15 protein-coding genes are annotated in these 19161 nt (G+C 72.4%); 10 read left to right on the top strand and 5 right to left on the bottom strand.

Annotated elements, in window-relative coordinates:
- Positions 1-128 precede the first annotated feature (128 nt).
- The 3 genes from ACFWWR_RS06130 to ACFWWR_RS06120 all read left to right on the top strand — a co-directional run bounded on the left by ACFWWR_RS06130 (position 129) and on the right by ACFWWR_RS06120 (position 4991).
- Positions 129-1037, top strand: a complete 909-nt coding sequence (locus ACFWWR_RS06130; protein WP_384302194.1) for an N-acetylglucosamine kinase — start codon at positions 129-131, stop codon at positions 1035-1037.
- A gap of 253 nt (positions 1038-1290) precedes the next feature.
- Positions 1291-3219 carry a phosphatase PAP2 family protein gene (locus ACFWWR_RS06125; protein ID WP_384302192.1) on the top strand — a complete coding sequence of 643 codons (1929 nt, stop codon included), beginning with the start codon at positions 1291-1293 and terminating at the stop codon, positions 3217-3219.
- A gap of 92 nt (positions 3220-3311) precedes the next feature.
- Positions 3312-4991: a phospholipid carrier-dependent glycosyltransferase gene (locus ACFWWR_RS06120; protein WP_384302190.1), complete on the top strand. Its 1680-nt coding sequence runs from the start codon at positions 3312-3314 to the stop codon at positions 4989-4991.
- 9 nt (positions 4992-5000) lie between these two features.
- On the opposite strand, the gene ACFWWR_RS06115 is transcribed toward ACFWWR_RS06120, so the two are convergent.
- Positions 5001-5402, bottom strand: coding sequence for a DUF3662 domain-containing protein (locus ACFWWR_RS06115; RefSeq protein WP_383868093.1), 402 nt, complete (start codon positions 5400-5402; stop codon positions 5001-5003).
- Between the two features lie 220 nt (positions 5403-5622).
- Between ACFWWR_RS06115 and ACFWWR_RS06110 the strand changes: the two genes are divergently transcribed.
- The 4 genes from ACFWWR_RS06110 (at position 5623) to ACFWWR_RS06095 (ending at position 10545) form a co-directional block, all read left to right on the top strand.
- The gene (locus tag ACFWWR_RS06110; protein WP_383868095.1) at positions 5623-6546 is read left to right on the top strand and encodes a MurR/RpiR family transcriptional regulator; all 924 of its coding nucleotides are present in this window, start codon (positions 5623-5625) and stop codon (positions 6544-6546) included.
- 399 nt (positions 6547-6945) lie between these two features.
- On the top strand, positions 6946-7338 hold the full coding sequence (locus ACFWWR_RS06105) for a hypothetical protein (protein ID WP_383868097.1): 393 nt from the start codon (positions 6946-6948) through the stop codon (positions 7336-7338).
- 94 nt (positions 7339-7432) lie between these two features.
- Positions 7433-7999, top strand: coding sequence for an antibiotic biosynthesis monooxygenase (locus ACFWWR_RS06100; protein WP_384302188.1), 567 nt, complete (start codon positions 7433-7435; stop codon positions 7997-7999).
- Between the two features lie 161 nt (positions 8000-8160).
- Positions 8161-10545 carry a SpoIIE family protein phosphatase gene (locus ACFWWR_RS06095; protein WP_384302314.1) on the top strand — a complete coding sequence of 795 codons (2385 nt, stop codon included), beginning with the start codon at positions 8161-8163 and terminating at the stop codon, positions 10543-10545.
- Between the two features lie 261 nt (positions 10546-10806).
- On the opposite strand, the gene ACFWWR_RS06090 is transcribed toward ACFWWR_RS06095, so the two are convergent.
- The 3 genes from ACFWWR_RS06090 to ACFWWR_RS06080 all read right to left on the bottom strand — a co-directional run bounded on the left by ACFWWR_RS06090 (position 10807) and on the right by ACFWWR_RS06080 (position 13133).
- Complete coding sequence (locus ACFWWR_RS06090; RefSeq protein WP_383868101.1) at positions 10807-11298, bottom strand: flavin reductase family protein; 492 nt, start codon at positions 11296-11298, stop codon at positions 10807-10809.
- Positions 11299-11415: 117 nt separating this feature from the next.
- Positions 11416-12156: a peptidoglycan-binding protein gene (locus tag ACFWWR_RS06085; RefSeq protein WP_384302186.1), complete on the bottom strand. Its 741-nt coding sequence runs from the start codon at positions 12154-12156 to the stop codon at positions 11416-11418.
- 125 nt (positions 12157-12281) lie between these two features.
- A complete protein-coding gene (locus tag ACFWWR_RS06080) occupies positions 12282-13133 on the bottom strand; it encodes a hypothetical protein (protein ID WP_384302184.1) in 852 nt (283 codons plus the stop codon).
- A gap of 195 nt (positions 13134-13328) precedes the next feature.
- Between ACFWWR_RS06080 and ACFWWR_RS06075 the strand changes: the two genes are divergently transcribed.
- Positions 13329-14063, top strand: coding sequence for a TetR family transcriptional regulator (locus tag ACFWWR_RS06075; RefSeq protein WP_383868107.1), 735 nt, complete (start codon positions 13329-13331; stop codon positions 14061-14063).
- 201 nt (positions 14064-14264) lie between these two features.
- A complete protein-coding gene (locus ACFWWR_RS06070; protein WP_383868109.1) occupies positions 14265-14693 on the top strand; it encodes a Zn-ribbon domain-containing OB-fold protein in 429 nt (142 codons plus the stop codon).
- Between the two features lie 151 nt (positions 14694-14844).
- On the opposite strand, the gene ACFWWR_RS06065 is transcribed toward ACFWWR_RS06070, so the two are convergent.
- Complete coding sequence (locus ACFWWR_RS06065) at positions 14845-16185, bottom strand: Gfo/Idh/MocA family protein (protein WP_383868111.1); 1341 nt, start codon at positions 16183-16185, stop codon at positions 14845-14847.
- A gap of 185 nt (positions 16186-16370) precedes the next feature.
- Here ACFWWR_RS06065 and ACFWWR_RS06060 point away from each other — a divergent pair, with 185 nt between their 5' ends.
- Positions 16371-19154 (top strand): alpha/beta hydrolase family protein, encoded by a 2784-nt coding sequence (locus ACFWWR_RS06060; RefSeq protein WP_384302182.1) that lies wholly within the window; start codon positions 16371-16373, stop codon positions 19152-19154.
- The last annotated feature ends 7 nt before the right edge of the window (positions 19155-19161 follow it).

Genomic DNA, 19161 nt, shown 5'->3' with positions numbered 1-19161 from the left:
CGTCACGGTACTCGCCTGCCGTGATCCGTCAGAGGCCCGTCCCGGGGCTTCCCGAGTTCGTCAACTCCCCCTGTTCCAGGCACGGTTCGCCCACCGTCGCAGCCAAGCGCAACGACGAAAGAGGATCCGTGCAGGACTCTCCCCCCTCGTGCCCTCTCGTGGTCGGGATCGACGTGGGCGGTACCAAGACGCATCTGCGCGCCTTCGCGGGCGAGCGGTCCGTCGCCGATCACGTCCGGCCGAGCAGCGGCTGGCGGCCGCACGACCCGGTGGCCGCGGCCGCCTGGCTGGCCTCCCTGGTCGCCGAGGCACTGCCGGCGGGCGTACGCCCGTCGGCCGTCGCGGTGGGCGGGCACGCCTGCGAGACCCCCCGGCAGTGCGCCCAGATCCGCACCGCTCTGCAGCTCCACTTCGACGCGCCCGCCCTGGTCATGGGGGACGCCGAACTCCTCGTCCCCGCGGCGGGTCTGGACCGGGGTGTCGGCCTGGTCGCCGGCACGGGTTCGGTCGCGGTCGGCCGGCTCGACGACGGCAGCCCCGTCCAGGTCGGCGGCTGGGGTGCGGTGCTCGGCGACGAGGGCGGCTCGGCCGGCCTCGTCCGTGAGGCGGTGCGGGCCGCGTGGGCGGCGCACGACCGCGGCGAGGAACCCGACGCGCTGGCCAAGTCCCTGGTCGCCGCGTTCGGTGTCGCCGAGGTGCCCGCGCTCGGGGCGGCACTGGAGAGCGCCGAGGACGTCTCCGCCGAGTGGGGCCGGCACGCACCCGTGGTGTTCGCCGCCGCCGAGGCGGGCTCACCGCTCGCCCGTACGGTCATCACCGAGGGCGGCCGCGCGCTGGCGGCGCTCGTCGGACGGCTCGCCGCCCGCGGGGTCCCGGTCGACGACGTCGTGATCGCCGGCAGCACCGTCCTGGCCCAACCCGCCCTGTACGACGCCTTCGTGTCGTCCCTGGCCGAGCGCGTGCCGGGAGCCCGGACGAGGCCCCTCGGGGTGGCGCCGGTCGAGGGGGCGGTGGCGATGGCCCGTTCACTCGTATGACATGCGGCGGATGCCGGGTCATCCCCGATCCGACACAACCCGCCCGTAGATCTTCGCTCGTACGGCTCGGGAAAGCGCGTTCGACCCCTAGGGTCTTTCGTTTGGATCAGGCCGGGTCAGGGACCCCGCGAGCCCGGCATGATCCAAACGAGAGGCCCTAAGCCACCCGCCGCACCGCCAGCCGCAGCCGCAGCCGATCGCACCACCTCCTTCCGCCGGCCGCAGGGCCGATGAACTCAAGAGAGGCAGACGCATGCCGTCAGCAGCCGGGCACAGCTCCCCCTCGTCGGTCCGTGAACGCGCCGTGAACCGAAGGGGGTTCCTGAAGACGTCCCTGGGCGCCTCGGCCGGTGTTCTGGCCGCTCCCACGCTCGCCACCTGGCTGGCCGCCACGGATGCCAAGGCGGCCACCGCCTTCGCCGCGTTCGTCGACGACTACAAGACGAACGTCGTGGCGAACCTGACGCCCGAGACCAACGCCGTGGTCCGGATCCTCGGCGGCATGGCCAAGGTGTGGAAGACCGGCGACGCCTGGAACACCGGCACACCACTGATGCCCGAGGTGCTGCGCGCCAACATGCGCTACTGCGCCCGCATCACGGCCGCGCGGACGGAGGCGCAGGCCAAGGAGGCGTTCGTCTACGACCGCCAGCACCAGAGCTACGCGATGATCGCGGCCCTCGGTCCGCTCGCCGACCTGTACAAGGCGGGCGCCAAGGCGGTCACCTCGATCACGAGCGCGCCCGAGGACACGCCGGCCACCACGATCAGCGACGCCGTTCCCGCCGGCGCCCCCGCCGGCTCCGCGGTCGGTGCGGGCTCCTACGACTCGGCGCTCGGCCAGGTCGCCAAGCTGGTCGACACGGTGCGCGGCCCGTTCGCCTCGGGCAACCCCGGCAAGTACGCCTTCCAGTACCCGCGCCCGTGGCGCATGAACGAGGACAGCGAGGTCGTCGACACGGGGGCGAAGGACGCGCTCGGCTACCCGGTGTACGACTCGAAGGTCGTCGTCGTGAAGCAGCTGCTGCGCCAGCGCAGCACCGCCCCGGTGGACGACGGCGGCTTCCCCAGCGGTCACACCAACGCCTTCCACCTGGCGTCCCTGGCCTTCGCCTACGCGGTGCCCGAGCGGTTCCAGGAACTGGTGACGCGCGCCTTCGAGCTGAGCCACACCCGGATCATGTCGGGCATGCACTCCACGGTCGACGTCCTCGGCGGCCGGATCATGGCCACCGCCCTGGCCGCCGCCGCACTGGCCGACCCGGCGAACGCCGGCCTCAAGGCCGCGGCGCGCACCCAGGCCCTGGCGTACTTCCAGGAGAAGACCGGCACCACGGCGGACACGCTGTACACGTACGCCCACGCGGACGGCTCCGACCCGTACGCCGACCGGGACGCCAACGAGTGTGCCGTCAAGCCCCGGCTCACCTACGTGCTGACCCGGCGCGGCCGCAACGAGCCGCTGACCGTGCCCAAGGGCGCGGAGGTGCTGCTGGAGACGCGACTGCCGTACCTCGACGCGGCGCAGCGCCGCGACGTGCTGCGGACGACCGCGCTGCCCTCGGGTTACGTCCTGCTGGACGGCTTCGAGCAGTGGGGGCGGCTGAACCTGTTCGCCGCGGCGGACGGTTACGGCGCCTTCGACTCCGACGTGACCGTCACGCTGGACGCGGCGGCCGGCGGTTTCCGGGCGGCCGACAGCTGGCGCAACGACATCGACGGCGACGGCGGCCTCACCAAGCGCGGCAGCGGCACGCTGACCCTGACGGGCCACAACCGGTACACGGGCGGCACCGTGCTGGAGGACGGTGTGCTGGTCGCCGGTTCGGCCCACGCGCTGGGCCACGGCGACGTGCGGGTGACCGGCGGGACGCTGAAGCTCGGCAAGTCCTTGCAGGTCCACGGCACGTACGCCCAGGAATCCGGCACCCTGGAGGTGACGCTGCGCTCGGGCCAGGAGCCGGTCCTGCAGGTCACGCGCCGTGCGGTGCTCGGCCGGGGCAGCGCGCTCACCCTGCGCCTCGACGCCAACAGGCCGCCGGTCGCGGGCAGCACGGTCCGCGTGCTCGGCGCCCCGGTGCTGCGCGGCCAGTTCGACCGCGTCGAGCTGAACTCCGACACGCTGCGGGCCGTACCCGTCTACACGGCGGACGGTCTGTCGGTACGACTCCTGAAGCGGTAACGCCCTCGGTGGCGGGAGCTGATGCAGAGTAGGCGCATGAGACGCCGCCCGATCGCTCCCGCCACCACCCGCCCGGTGTCACCGCGGGGCGGATGATGACGCGCGAACGGCACTCGCTCCTGGACCCCGCCCCCGGAGTGCCGGACGTCCGGCCCCCGGGGCGTTCACGGGCCTACGGACGCCGGCTGGTGCCGCTCCTCGTGGTCGTGCTGCTCGCCCAGATGGCCGCCGCGATGGTGACCACCGCCGTCCAGCAGACGCCCACCATCGACGAGCCGGTGTACGTGGCGACGGCCGCCGACTACCTGCACGAGCACCGCGTGCGCTTCAACCCCGAGCATCCGCCGCTGGGGAAGCTGGTCGTCGCCGTCGGGGTGGCTCTGGCCGACCCGCACGTCGATCCGTCCTTCACCGGTGGCCAGGGCCGCCTCGGGCGGCACCTGTTGTACGAGTCCGGCAACGACCCCTGGCGGCTGATGCTGTGGGCCCGGCTTCCGGTGATCGCGCTGACGCTGCTGTTCGGACTCGTCGTCTTCGCCTTCGCCCGTGAACTCGCCGGGACGGTCGGCGGGTTGGTGGCTCTCATCCTGTACTCCTTCTCCCCGGACGTCATCGCCCACGGCTCGCTGGCCACGCTCGACGTGCCGATGGCCGGGTTCCTGCTGACGTCGGTGTGGCTGCTGTGGCGGGCGCGCAGGAGGCCTCGCCTGTGCCTGCCGCTCGCCGGAGCGGCGCTCGGAGCGGCGATGGCCACGAAGATGAGCGCGCTGGCGGCCTTTCCGGTGCTACTGGTGCTGGCTGCTGTGTCGGTGTGGTGCGCGGACGCGGGTTCGGCGGATCGGCGCAGGAAGCTGCTGCGGGCTGCCGGGGGCGCCGCCGCCGTGGCGCTGGTCGCCGTGGCCGTCGTATGGGCGTCGTATCTGGCCGTCGATCCACGGCTGCGCTGGTCGCCGCAGCAGTACGTGCCCGTCGTGCACGGGCGACGAGGGCTGCTGGTGGAGTTGCTGCCGTTCCCGGACGCGTACCGGGACGGGATGCGGATCCAGTTCAGCCTGGAGAACCGTCCGTGGGAGGGCTTCCTGTTCGGCCGGGTGTACGAGGGGTCCCTGTGGTACTACCTGCCGGCGGCGCTGCTGGTGAAGACGCCGCTCGGCATGCTCGCGCTGTGGGCGGCCGGTGCCCTCGTGGTGGTGGCGGTCCGCCGGCTGCGGCCCGCGGCGCCGTATCTGCTGCTGCCGGCCGCGGTGCTGCTGGCCGCGGCCATGGAGGGGGCGAGGGACCTCGGCACCCGGTACGCCGTCTTCCTGCCGATGTTCCTGGCGGTGGCGGCGGGCTGCGTCCTGGTCCCGCGGTGGCGGTGGACGCCGGTGGTCACGGGGGCGCTCTTGCTGTTCGTCGCCGTCAGCTCCGTGCGGACGTACCCCAGCTATCTGCCGTACTCCAACGAGGCGTTCGGAGGTCCGGCCAAGACCCGGCTCAGGCTGCACGACTCCAACGTCGACTGGGGCCAGGACCTCGGCCGGCTCGCCGACCGGCTGCGGGAGCGGTACCGGGGTGAGCGGATCTGGCTCGTGTACAAGGGCAGCGGTGTGCCGTCGTACTACGGCATCGACGCATCCGATCCCCTTGCCGCGCCCCCGCGCGAAGTGCGCGGACTACTGGCCGTGTCGGACTCCTCGGTTGCCAAAGCGAAGGGACGACTGGCCGAGCTGATCGACAGCAGTCGCGCGGTCGACCAGGTCGGTCATTCGATCACGATCTACCGCCGCTGACGTCCGCTCCTAGTGAGCCGCGTACTGGAAACCGTCGGCGCACACATGCGACATCACGCTGCTGGCCAGCCGGTAGCGGCCGTTGGGCACATGCGCCGACCTGGTGATGTGCACGGCGAGCGGACCGGCCCACTCGTAGCCCTTGTCTTCGGCGTGCCGCATGAGACTGTCGGTGAGCGCCTGGCCGACGTTGGTGCCCCGGCGCGAGAGCTCGTCGTGGACGGAGTCGGCGAGTTCGATGTCATAGGCGTTGGGGACCACGACACGGGTCTCGCTGCACACCACCGCGTTGCTGTCGCACTCGCGTCGCAACGCGTCGAGGAGCTCGACGGGTTCCTTGTCGAAGACCCGCGCCCACAGCGCCTCCCACCGGTTCTCCAGGGCCTGTTCCACCGCGCTGAGTGCGCTCATTCGCCTCTCACCTGCCGAAGAGTTGGTGCGTTCGCCCGCTTCGAAGGTCGTCGTCGAAGGGCTTTCACGGGGGCGGGTTCCCGGCCGGCGCGCCCGTATCCGTCCTTTCGGCGGCTGGATTCGTCGTTCCGCGGCCGGTCGTCCGGGGCTGGTGCTCGAGCCGCTGGTCACCACGGTGCGTGAGCTATGTTGAGGCACTGTGGGAGACAAAGGAGGCGCCGTGCCATCGCCGCAGCAGGCACGCGCCCAGGCATCCGCGATCACCTCGGGGAAGACCGCACCGGAGGCGGAGGTCTCCCCGACTTCCCAGCTCAGGGGCCTGTTCGACCGGCCCCGGCTGTCCCCTGGGCAGCGCCGCATCGCCCAGTATCTGATCGAGCACATCACCGAGGCGGCCTTCCTCTCGATCACCGATCTCGCGGAGCGGGTCGGCGTGAGCCAGCCGTCGGTGACGCGTTTCGCCGCGGCGGTGGGCTTCAGCGGTTACCCCGCGCTACGGGAGAGGCTCCAGTCGATCGCGCTCGCCACCCTCGCCGGCGGTCCCCCCGCGGCGGAGGAGAACGGCAGCAACGAACTCCAGGCGGCGGTCGACGCCGAGATCGACAACCTGGAGAACCTGCGGCGCGACTTCGCCGACCCCGACCACGTGATCGACGTCGGCCGCGAGCTGTCCCGGTCGACCCCGCTGACCATCCTGGGCCTGCGCATCTCGGCCTCCCTGGCCGAGTACTTCGCGTACGCGGCACGCCGGGTCCACCCGGACGTGCGGCTGGTCACCCGGGGCGGCAGCGTCGCCTACGACGCCCTGCTCCAGTCGCGCGAGGCGGGCGGCACCTGGGTGCTGGCGTTCTCGATGCCCCGGCACGCCCAGGAGACGCTGACCGCGGTACGGGTCGCGCGCAGCGCCGGACTCAAGGTGGCGCTGATCACCGACCTGGCGCTCGGACCGGTGGCCGACGAGGCGGACGCCGTCTTCGCCACCGGCACCGGGTCCCGTCTGGTCTTCGACTCCTATGCCGCGCCGGGCGTGATGGCCGCCGCGCTGCTGCAGGCCATGACCGACGCCGATCCGGAGCGCACGCAGGCCCGGCTCGAGGACTACGAGCACATTTCCGACCAGCACCAGTTCTTCCTGCGGGACTGACCTCCCCCCACCCCTACATCGGACACACGGGGACCATCCGTCTCATAGCGCGCATGAATGTTTTCATGCTTCTTGCAAAGCGGACGGCATATATAAATACTGCTCACGGATCGCACCCCCGGTCATTCCGGGACACACGTTCCGCACCCGCATCCGCCCGTACAGAGACGACGGTCCGCTCATGCGCATGCCGCACCACACGCCGCGTGGGCACCGTCCGACGTCGCGGGCCCCTGCACGGACACCTGAAGCCGCCGGCTCCTACCCGCTTCGGCGCCCAGGGTGTTCGGTCGGGCATCGCCTGCGCGAGCGCCCGTCGTCGCGGCCCCGGTCATCCCCTGGACCGGGGCCGCGCCAACCCGTCGGACCACCCCGCACGACGACGCACACCCGGAAGCGATGACCATGACCCTGACGACCACGCGAACCACCAAGCGGCTCAGCCCGGACTGGCCGTGTCAGGTGAAGAACCCCGGCAGCTACGACTGGGAGCGCTCGGCCGCCAAGTGGCTGCGCGAACTGGTGCCGGCGCGCTACGCCAGCTACCCGGCCCTCATCCGTCATCCCGTACTGCTCGCCCGGCATGCCCAGATCCAGGTCCAGCAAGAGGTGCGGGTCGCCCGCACCGCCCTGCAGACCGCACGCGCCGACCTGCCGGGGCTCGGTCTTCCGGAGTCGGTCATCGAGCACACGATCAAGCTGTACGCGGCGGAGGTCCTGCAGCTGCAGCACATCGCCCGCAGCGTGCGGGCGGTCACCCAGGCCCTGATCGAGCACGGGCACGGACGCTGACACGGCGCGATCCTCGGCTGCCCGGCGCGTGACCCGGTGCCTCACGAGCGGCCCGGGGGCATGAGCCGCGGCTCGCGTGGCACCCGTGGTGAGCATGAGCACCACCGACGTACGGCGAGGCGATCCGGTCACCACGGTCCTCACCTGGCGGGTACGCCCCGGCCACGAGCAGGAGTTCGAGCAGTGGACGCACGGGATCACCCGCTGCGCCAGACGCTTCCCCGGCAACGAGGGCGTCTCTTGGCTGCGGCCCGAGGACGGGCACCGCTTCCACGCGGTGCTGCGCTGGTCGGATCCGCACCGGCTCGCCGCCTGGCTGGAGTCGGACGAGCGGGCCACGTGGCACGAGCGGATCGAGGGCGTCGCGACGGAGATCGGCAGTGAGCGGCAGTCGACGACCGGGATGGAGACCTGGTTCGGCCTTCCGGGCACCACCGTGCAGGCCCCGCACCGGTGGAAGATGGTGCTCACCACCTTCCTCGGCGCCTATCCGTGCACGCTCCTGATCCAGTGGCTGGTGGCCCCCCACACGATGACGTGGCCCCTTCCGTTGCGCGCCGCGGTGTTCCCGGTGGTACTGCTGCCGGTGCTGACGTACCTGGTCATGCCACTGCTGAGCCGCGTGTTGCGGCTGTGGCTGTACCCACCGCCGGACCGCTGACAGGGGTCCGGCCCCGCGGGGCGGCGGGCCGGCTACCGGGCCCGGCGTCGCCGGTGCGTGCGATCTGCGGGCACAAGTCCGCGATCGACACACCCACGGTGTGCCATGCTCAACACGTGACCAGCGAGCCCGCCAGCCCAGACCCCGGCGCCGCGCCCGACATGGCAGCGCTGGCGAAGGTTGTCGCCCGTCAGCGCGCCGAGATGGACCGGCTGCGTGACCAGGCGGCGACGTCGGCCGTTCTGGAGCGGGCCAAGGGTGCGCTGATGGCGCTGACCGGCTGCACACCGAACGCCGCCGGCGAGGAGCTGCAGCAGCGCGCCAAGGCCGGGAACCGCTCGCTGCTGGAGGAGTGCTGGATCACCCTCGGCGAGGTGGTGCCCCCGCTGCAGCACGCCGGACCGCAGCCCCAGGCCACCGCGTCCGCGGCCTCCGCCACCGCCACCTTCCCCGTCGACGGCTCCGCTACCGGATTGCCGGCCACCCGGGACAGGCTCGACACGGATGATCCGGACAGTACTGACGACACCTACGTCGCACTCGGCCGGCTCGGCGAGGCCCTGGTCCGCGTCGGCACCCCGCAGGACCTCGCCCGGTGTCTGCTGGACCACCTGAGGCCCGAGGTGGGCGCCGACGCGGTCATGATCTTCCGGCACCTACCCGCCGGGGGGCTGGAACTCATCGGACACTCAGGGATCGACGACACCCTGGCGACGCAGTGGCGTCAGGTGCCCCCGCTGCCCGGGGTCGCCGCCCTGGACTCGCTCCGCGCACGGGAGCCGCGCTGGCTGGAGGATTTCGACTCGGACCGGCAGCGGTACCTGCTGATCGGGGACCCGCCGGAGCGCTGGCGCTCCCGCGCCTGGCTGCCGGTGCCGGCCGGGGACACGGCCGAGGTCTGCATCGGCGTCCTGCGCGACCGCGGCGGGCCGTTCACACCGTCGGCCCGACGGCTCCTGCGGGCGGTCGCCCGGTTGTGCGCCGGCCGGCTTCGGGCCTTCGGAACCCGGCGGGAGCACGCCGCGGACGGCGCCGTCCAGGCGGTGTTCGACGCACTGCCGGGTGCGGCGATGCTGTTGTCTCCGCTGACCGCCGTCTCGGGGGAGGTGGAGGACTACCGCATCGACGCGGCGACGCAGGACGCGGCCGACATCGTCGGACGAACCGGCCACGAGCTGGTGGGCCATCGGGTCCTGGAGTGCTTCCCCAGCATGGCGGGCGAGGAGCTGTGGCAGGGATGCCTGCGCACGCTGGCGACCGGGGAGCCGTTCGAGGGACCACCGTTCGCCCATCATGAGGTGGTGGCCGGCAGCGCCGAGCTCTCGACGTACTCGGTCCGGGCGGCGCGGTTCGGCGACGGGCTGGTCCTGGCCTGGGTCCGGCAGGACTCCTCGGACCGGCAGGAGCAGCGGCTGGCGGACGTGCAGCGGTTGGGCAACCTGGGCTGGGCGACCTGGAACCTGGTCACACACGAGGTCAACTGGTCGTCCCAGGTCTTCGACATCCTCGACCGGGACCCCGCGCACGGCCCGGTCCAGCTCACCGACCTCCCGGGCCTGGCGCTGCCCGAGGACGTGCCGGCACTGATCCGTTCCGTCCGGGAACTCGTGCACGACGGGTGCCGGTGCGACGTCCCTTTCCGGATCAGGACGGCCGACGGGGTCCGGCATCTGCGGGCCGTCGCCGAGACGGTCCCGGCCGTCGACGGCACACCCGTCGAGGTGCACGGCTTCGTGCAGGACCTCACCGCGCAGCGCAGCGCGGAGCTCGCCCTCCTGGAGAGCGAGCAGGAGATTTTGACCCAGCACGGCGTCCTGCGCGCCGAGCGGACGCTGGCCGCCCGGCTGCAGCACGCGTTGCTGCCGCTGCCCACCCGGCCGGTGCGGCTGGCCGGCCTGCGCGTCGAAGTGGCCTATCTGCCCGCCCAGTCGGGCATCCATGTCGGCGGCGACTGGTTCAGCGCCATCGAACTGCCCGACGGCGACGCCCTGTTCGTGGTCGGCGACGTCGCCGGGCACGGCATCGGCGCCGTCGCCACGATGGCGCAGCTGCGCTTCACCGCGAAGGGCATGGTCATCACCGGTTCGTCACTGACCGGTGCGCTGGCCCGCCTCAACACGCTGCTGCTGCACTCCCGCGACTCGCACGGCACCGCGACCATGGTCCTGGCCCGCTACACCCCCGGCGAGCGCCGGCTGGTGTGGGCGCAGGCGGGCCATCCGCCGCCGTTGCTGCTCCGCGACGGCGAGGTGCGCTATCTGGACCGCCCGCGCGGGATGCTGATCGGGGCGAGCTCCTCGCCGGTCTACCAGGAGGCGGAGTGCCACCTGGAGCCCGGGGACCGGCTCATCCTGTACACGGACGGGCTGGTCGAGCGGCCCGCGGAGGGCATCGACCTGGGCCTGACGCGGCTCGCCGAGTCGGTCGTCGCCCACCACACGGACAAGCCCGGCTCCTTGAGCCCGCTGCTCGCCGCGGTGTTGGAGGGCGAGCGGCGGGACGACGTCTGTGTGGTCGACATCCGGGTGCCCACCGAGCCGGAGTGAGCGGCGGCCGGGGCGGACCGTGTCGTCGTTCACTCGTCCCCGCGATGTCGCCAGTACCAGAACGCGCCCACGACGAAGGCCAGCAGGAACACGGCGGGCAGTACCAGGCCCGGGATACGGGAGCCGCTCATCGGCGTGGCCTTCGGTTCAGGCGGTGCAGGGTCCCTCGCACAGGGAGTTCCCCATGGTGATGCCACCCGCTCCGCGCTCACCACCACTTTCCCGACGCGTTGCCCGGTGTTCGAGTAGCGGTGCGTAACGTCAGTCCACCGGGTGACCGGGTGCGATGGTGAGGGCGTCGTCGAGGCGCAGCAGGGGTCGCTCGCCGGCCCCTTCGCGCTCGCCCCAGGCCACCGGGGCGAGGACGAAGCCGACGTGGTCGCCCCCGTCGACGTCCCGCACGACCGCGCCGACGAACCAGGCCGCCGCGTCGTCCAGGACGACCGCCCCGCCGTGCTCCTCCCGCCAGCCGACGTGCTGGAACTTGTCCGTCGTGTCGCCGGTCCGGCCGCCGAACAGCTCGGCGAGTTCGCGCTGTTCGCGGGTGAGCAGATGCACGGCGAGGAACGGCGCGTCCCGTGCCACGCGGTAGGTGCGGTTCGCCTGGGACAGCCACACCACGAACCGCACCGGCCGGATGGAGCACTGCGAGGCGAACCCGACCAGGCAGCCCGCCCGGTCCCCGCCCGCCGAGGCGGTCACCACACACATGTCCGGGTCCAGCCGGTCGGTGAACGCGTCCATAGCCGCCATGTTCGCATCGCTCCCGTTCGGTGGGTGTCACGCGGTGGGTACCCCGGTTCCAGGTGACCACGGCACGACCGCCCAGGCCGTCCGGACACGTGGACGAACCGTCCGAACGGCCTCCCGTCATCCGCCCGTACGGGACTCCAGTGCGAGTCGGGTGTCGTCGCCGTAGACGCCGGTCTCGTCGCCGCGGATGCCGTACCAGACCTGGAAGCGGGCCACCGCCTCGGTCAGGTCGGCGTCGTAGCTGCCGCTGGTGGAGCCCTGGTCGTAGACGTCCGGGATGCGCAGGAGGCGTTGCTGGAGGTCGGTCACCTCGGGCCCGGCGGCTCCTTCGCGGAGGGTGCCCGGGCCGTCGGGGTCGGTCGCGGCCGAGGCGGTGGGCGTGGGCGCGGCGGAAGCGGACGCGGTCGTGGACGGGAGCGGGGGCTGTGCCGCCTCGGCGTCGCTCCGGTCGGGCAGCAGGAACGCGCAGCCGAAGCCGACCAGCGCCGCCGCGGCCACGGCAGCCACGACGGTGGTGCGACGCAGGCCGGGCACTTGTCCGACGGGGCCGCCGCCCCGTACCGGTCGGCCACCGCCCCTCAGCGGATGACCGTCTCGCGGCGCCGGGTGACCGCCGCGCGGCGTCACCCGCCCGTGGCCGGTGACGGGAGGCAGTTCCTGAGTCTCCGCCTCGGGGCGAGGCAGCGCCACCACTTCATAGCCGTCGACGGGCTCCCGGTACCCCCCGCTCTGCTCCCGGAACTCCCTGATGAGCTCCGCGAGGGCGTCGGTGTTGCGTGGTCGCAGCACCCGTACCGGTTCGAGCGGCTCGCCTCCGGGTCGCTCGGGCGGCTGCCCGCGCTCGGTAGGTGTCGGCATACAGCTCTCCTTCCGTCCCCTTCGCAGGGACCGCCGGCATCCCCCGGGAAGTGATACGCGCCTGCCGCACGGGGAGTTCAGTGCCCGGGGCTTTGACAGCTGCGCCGGGAGGAGAGCACGCGGCGTCAGGCCGGGGCGACCGCGGGCGGTTCCGCGGCGAGGAACCGGTGCAGGGACGCCTTCATCGCGCTGACGAAGGCGTCCCTGTCCCTGTCGCTCAGGGCGTCCAGGGACAGGTAGGGGTTGAGGTCCTCCAGCTCGACGAGCAGGAGTTCCCCGCCAGGGGCACGGCAGGCGTCGACCCGCTGGATGCCGTGGTCGATGGCGTTCCAGTCGATGAACCGCTGGGCGAACTCCAGGTCGTCGGCGGTGGGTCCGTACGGTTCCAGCTGCCAGCGCCGGTCCGGGTGGGGCGCGTACAGGGCGTACTGGAAGCGGTGGTCGACGAAGTAGAAGGACACCTCGTAGGCGAAGTCGATGCACGGCTGCACCAGGACGCTCCCGTCCACCAGGTCACGCACGCCGTCCGCGGGGACGATCCGCAGGCCCACGGAGTCGGCGCCGAGCTTGGGCTTGACGACGTACCGCTCCGTCTCGGGCAGCCGGTGCAGGTCCTCCGGGCGGTCGACGGTGGGGATGACCGGGTGTCCGGCGGCGCTCAGGTCGAGCAGGTACTGCTTGCCGACCATGTCGGCCCGGCCGCAGAGCTGGTTGTAGACGCGGGCACCACTGGCGAGCGCCCGCGCACGGAACGCGTCGTACGCCTCTTGGTGGGTGAGGACCGGACCGCTGTTGCGGACGACGACGACGACGAAGGCGTCCATCAGCGCGGCCGCGTCCCGCGGGTGGCACAGAGCCAGGTCGAAGTCCTCGCGCAGACGGGCGGTGAGGAAGATGTCCTCGTCGCAGTAGCGCCGCCCGCGTGCCTGGTACGCCAGGTCGGTGACGTACAGAAGGCGGGGGCGGGCGGCCGGCATGGGGGACTCCTCGGAGGCGCGGGGAGCCGATCGTATGCGACTGGTGTATGTCGAACGAAAAGGCGCCCCTTCCGGCGGCCGCGATCCCGGCGGGCGATGCCTCGACGGCGACTTGGCGAATACGCAGAGCACTCAGTTCCCCCATATCTATGCACTGAGTGCCATCCGTCGCGGTCAGGTGCTACTTTCCCGTCCATGAGCTCCAGCAGCGCGGCGTCCCGTCGCGGCGAGAAGGCGGAGGCGGCGGTCGCGAAACCGCCCATGCGGGACGCGCTGGTCGCGGCGGCCTTCCGGCTGTTCCTGGAGCGGGGGTACGAGCAGACCACGGTCGACGACATCGTGGCGCTGGCCGGAGTCGGACGCCGGTCCTTCTTCCGCTACTTCCCCTCCAAGGAGGACGTGGTCTTCCCGGACCACGAGCGGTGCCTGGCCGACATGACGGAGTTCCTGGCCGCCGGCGACGACGAGGAGGAACCGGTGGGGCGGGTCTGTGACGCGGCCCGCATGGTGCTTCGGATGTACGCCGAGAACCCGACGTTCTCCGTGCAGCGCTACCGCCTGACCAAGAAGGTGCCGGGCCTGCGCGCGTACGAGCTGTCCGTGGTGTGGCGCTATGAGCGGGCCCTGGCCGAGTATCTGCGGGGCCGGTTCACCGGCCGCCGCGACGGGACCCTGCAGGCCGACGTGATCGCCGCCGCCGTGGTCGCGGCGCACAACAACGCGCTGCGCTCCTGGCTGCGTTCGGACGGACAGGGCGACGCGAGCACGACGGTCGACCACGCCCTCGGCTATGTCCAGTCCGCCTTCGGCAGCCCGCCCGCCTCTCTCGCCGGCGAGCAGCCGGAGGACGTGGTGGTCGTCGTCTCCCGGCGCGGGGCGCCGCTGTGGCGGGTCGTCCAGGAGATCGAGACGACGCTCGCGCGCGACTGACGTCAGCCCCGGCACGCGCACCTCCGCGCCGACGCCCCGCGGATCAGCCGAAGCTCTTCAGATCAGGGGTACGGAGTGCCTTTACGAGTGGCACTGAGTGCCATACGCTGAGGGCGTGCACGGTGGCACGGCGACCGGGCACGTGCGTGCACGGTGATCCGCGCACGTGGGATTCCGGCCGAGCGCAGGGAGTTGACCAGCGTGTACCACCCCTCAGGAAGCGTTGTCCGTCAGTCAGCCGGCTTCGCGACGGGCCTACTGGATCCGAGGACGCCGGATCGCAGGAGCGCGGACACGGACGCCATCCTCTTCCAGCGCTGCACCTGGTGCGGCACCGCCATGTACCACCGCCTGCTGTGTCCGGTCTGCCAGGGCAGCGACCTGCGGACAGAGCGCAGCGAGGGCACCGGGACGGTCCGCCACTCCACGGTGGTGCACCGCAACACCCCCGCCGCCCGGAACGTGTCACTGATCGAGATGGCCGAGGGCTTCGTCCTGCGGGGCCGGGTCATGGGCCCGCCCATCGGCATCCACAGCGGGGACCGGGTCCGGCTGTCCACCGCGAAGGACCCGGTCCGGGGCGAGCCGGTCTTCCAGCTGCTCGACGAGCCCTATCGCGCCTGGAGCTGACGAGCGTCGACCCCGTCGGGAACCACCCGCCGGCGGGAAGCGGCGGCGGGGCGGGAATCTATGGCCGGGCGGGATCCGCGGCCGGATCAACGCAGGCGGTGCCCACGCCGCACCGGCCGCCGGGCCTCCCCGACGCAGCGCCGCACCGCGCTCACACGCCGGGTACCACCTCCTCCACCCCCACCGGCCGCCCCGTCTCGAAGCACCGGTTGGCGGCCAGTCCGACGGCCAGCGCGAGAGCACCGTCGCGTTCGGTGGCCGTCGGGTGTCCTGCGGCCGCGATGTCCGTCGGCGCCCCAGCGGCCACGGACCCGAAGAGCGCGTCGAGCATCCGCGGATCGCCTCCGCCATGGGCTTCGTGAGCGGTTTCGAGCGGAACGTCGACCGGGGGCCGCCACAGCGGACGCAGGGTGAGCCGTGCCCCGCCCGCGTGCTCGGCGGCGCTGTCGCCGTGCAGGGCGCCGCTGCCGGAGGTGATCCGGATGCGGGGCGGCTGCCAGCGGCTCTCCTCCACCTCGAGCTCCAGCCGGCCCGCGCTGCCGTTGAACATCACCCGGTAGCCCTCCCACGGGGAGTAGGCGGTCAGGTGGTACGTCATCGTCGCGCCGCGGGCGTAGCGGACGAGGACCGCCATGTCGTCCTCGATGGTGACGGGGCCGTCGAAGACGTTGCGGTCGCGGACGTAGCCGTCGTCCTGCTCGGCGTCGAGGTAGAGGGCGCGCAGGGTGTCGTCGGCCGCGAGGTCCAGGGCGAAGGGGTCCTCGGCCGCCGGGGCGGCGCCGTGGGCGCGGTCGTACTCGCGGCGCAGTCCGTGGCGCCCGCCCGCCTCACTGCCGTAGAACGCGAGCCGGCCGTAGCCGAAGACCTCCTGCGGCCGGTCGGCGAGCCACCAGTTGACCAGGTCGAAGTGGTGGCCGGACTTGTGGACCATGAGGCCGCCGCTGTGCCGCTTCTCGCGGTGCCAGCGGCGGAAGTAGTCGGCGCCGTGGCGTACGTCGAGCAGCCACTCGAAGTGGACGGACAGGACGTCGCCGATCGTGCCGTCGGCGAGCAGGGAGCGGACCTTCTCGTGGGCGGGGTTGAAGCGGTAGTTGAAGGCGACGGTCAGGGTGTTGCCGGTGGCGCGGACGGTGTCGAGGATGCGGGCGCAGCGCTCGGCGTCGACGGTCATGGGTTTCTCGGTGACCACCCGGCAGCCGGCTTTCAGAGCCGGGACGATGTAGCGGTCGTGTTCGGCGTCGACGGTGGTGACGACGACCTCGTCGATGTCCTCTTCGGCGAGCAGGTCGGCGAAGTCGTCGGGTTCCCACTGGGTGGCCGCGGGTTCGCCGGCCTCGGTGAGCAGCCGGTTGTGGAAGGTCATCCGGGTCGGGCTCGGGTCGCACAGGGCGGCGACGCGGTGGTCGGGGCGTTCGGCGAGAGCCCGGGTGAACATCTGGGCGCGGTGACCGGTACCGACGATCGCTGCGCGGTGGTGGGTGGTTCGGCTCATGGAAAGCGCTTCCCCCTTCGCGCTGCCCACTAGTCCTCCCCCTCCCACTGGCTTGATCGCATCGCTCGGCCGCCGACTGCTCCGCTTCACAGACAACCCACAGCCCCTCCCTTCCGTCCTTTGTGACGCGAGAGGCTCCCGGGACGAACGGGGCGCCTGCGCTTGGGTTTTGAGGAGGGGAACCATTGATCCGTGCCCGGCGAATATGTGTGACCGCCGTGGCGGTGCTGGCGGCCCTGGCGGGATCGCCCGGACTGGCACAGGCTCGACAGCCAACGGAAGCAGGGCCGTTGAGCGCGAACGCCGACGGCGGGCTGCCGCCGGGCTGGCGGCTCGGCGGGGAGGGTGCCGCCCGTGAGCTGGTCTGGCGGGCGCCGAAGCCCGTGCCCATGGGGGACGCTCGTGTCGAGTTCCATGCCGAGGGCCGGCTGCTCGGGGTGCCGAAGGCCGGGAAGGACGGCCGGACGTTCCGGCTGGACCTCGGCGAGGCCCCCTCGGAGCGTCTGACCGACCTTCAGGTGCTGGCGAGCGGGCGCCGGCTGGATACGGCGCCGGCCGACGGGCCCGCCCAGCCCCGTGAGCGGGAGTCCCTGGCCGCCAGGCAGCCGCCGGCCGCACTGCCGGCGGGCGGTGTCGACCCCGGAAAGCCCGGCTCGTACCGCACGGTCACCGGCGCATACGACCTCGACCCGGTGAAACTGCCCGGGTTCGCCGCTCCCGTCGAGATGCGTGCCGAGGTGGTGGCCCCGCGGGGCGCCACCGGCAGTCGCCCGCTCGCGTTGTTCCTGCACGGCCGTCACGCCACCTGCTACAAGCCCGGCGCCGAGGACGACGTGACCGGTGACTGGCCCTGCCCGGTCGGCACGAAGCCGATCCCCAGTCACAAGGGCTACCTGCGTGACCAGAAACTCCTGGCCTCGCAGGGCTATGTGACGGTGTCGATCTCGGCCAACGGCATCAACGGACAGGACTGGACCGCCGACGACGGCGGCGCCCAGGCCCGTTCGTCTCTGGTGCGCCAACACCTGGCCCGATGGGCCGACTGGTCCGCGCACCGGGCCACCGCCCCGGCCGTCGTGCGCGAAGCGCCGAAGGCGGACCTCTCCCGCGTCCTGCTCGTCGGCCACTCGCGGGGCGGCGAGGGTGTGAACCGCGCCGCCATGGACAGCCTCTACCCGCCGCCCGCCGCGCAGGACGGCTACCGAGGCCCGGTGCGCTGGAAGGTGCGCGGCACCGTGCTCATCGGACCGACGATCTTCGGCCAGAATCCGGTCGCCGACGTGCCCTCGGTGACGATCCTGCCGGGCTGCGACGGCGACGTGTCCGACCTCCAGGGCGAGGTGTACGTCGACGGGACACGTGGCATCAGTGGGGGCACCGCGCTGCACAGTGCCGTCTACATGGTCGGCGCCAACCACAACTACTTCAACAGCGAGTGGACGCCGGGCCAGGCCGAGGCGCCCGCCGGGGACGACTTCTGGGAGGACGAGGAGCAGCCGGACCCGGTGTGCTCGGCGGGCACCGCGACCCGGCTGACCGCCGACCAGCAGCATCGGGCGGGGGCCACCTACGTCGCCGCCGCGGCCAGGCTGTTCGTCGGCGGGGACGACCGGGTGCGTCCGCTGCTCGACGGCTCGGGCAGGCGGGCCCCCTCCGCCGATCCCGCCCGCGTGCTGACCCACGCGGTCGGTGCGCGCCGCGGTGCCGGGTTCCTGCCGGACGGCCCGGTCAAGGTGACCGGCGCCAAGCTGTGTTCGGCGATCGACCCCGACCCGGCCGTCGCCTGCCTGGACCCCGAGGCCGCCGGTTCCTCGCCGCACTTCGCGTGGTGGGAGACGGGGCGGGAGACCGGCCGCCGCGCGGTCGCGCTGAAGTGGTCGGCGCCGGGTACGGCTGCTCGCGTCAGCCCCGCGAAGCCGCTCTCCCTCGCCGGTTCCAAGGACCTGGCGCTACGGGTCTTCGTGCCGCCGAACACGACCGGCACCAAGCTCGACGTGTCCGTCACCGACGCTGCCGGACGCCGGGCCACGCTCGGCCGGGTACAGGTGGACGGGCTGCCCGGCAGCAACCGCACCGCCTCGTACTGGGCGCGCGAGGTCCGCGTCCCGCTGACCGCGGCCACCCGGGCCGGTCTCGACCTGCGGCACGTCAGGGCCCTCGAGCTGACGCCCCGTTCGCAGTCGGGACAGGCCTGGCTGATGGACGCCTGGGGCTGGGCCCCCGGTACTCCGGCGGTGAAGGCGGCCGCGCTACCGCGCGTCGACGTCGGCCGCACGCTCGTCAAGGAGGGCGACTCGAGCACCCGCACCTACCGCGTCCCGGTCGAGATCTCCGGGCGCGGCAGCGGCCAGGTCCGGGTGTACGTCCTTGATCCGGACACCGACGTTGTCACGGACCAGCTGGTGACGGTACGGCCCGGCGGCAACGCCATCGACGTACCGGTCGAGGTGAAGGGCAACACGCGCTTCGCCGACGACGTGCGGCACGACATCGTCGTGAAGGCGGTACGCAACGCGGTGGTCGGCTCGCACCGGGGCGGCGTGACGGCGGAGAACGACGACCCCGAACCCGAGATCACCCTGACGCCGGTCGCGGACCGGGTGACCGAGGGGGAGACGCTGACCTGGCGGATGTCCCTGGCCGAGCCCGCCGACGTGGAGATCTGGCAGCCGGTCCGGGTGCTTGCGGTCTCCGAGGGCGCCGAGTTGTCCACCAAGGACGTGGACCCGCAGTGGCTCCTCGACCACTCCGGTGACTCGCCGGACCCGGAGCGCCCGCTGTCCGACGCGAACCTGTGGGTGTGGATGAGCATCCCGGCCGGGAGCACGAGCATCGACTTCACCGTGAAGACGGTGCGGGACCAGCTGGCCGAACCGACGGAGTCCATGCGCCTCGTGCCGACCGACTTCGACGCCGAGCCGCTGCCGGACCGCCCGGTGTTGACGGGCACGGTGCTGGACGCGTCGTAAGCCGCTC

This window comes from Streptomyces sp. NPDC058678, assembly GCF_042714835.1.
GTDB lineage: Bacteria > Actinomycetota > Actinomycetes > Streptomycetales > Streptomycetaceae > Streptomyces.
This window is presented reverse-complemented; position numbering and strand designations above follow the sequence as displayed.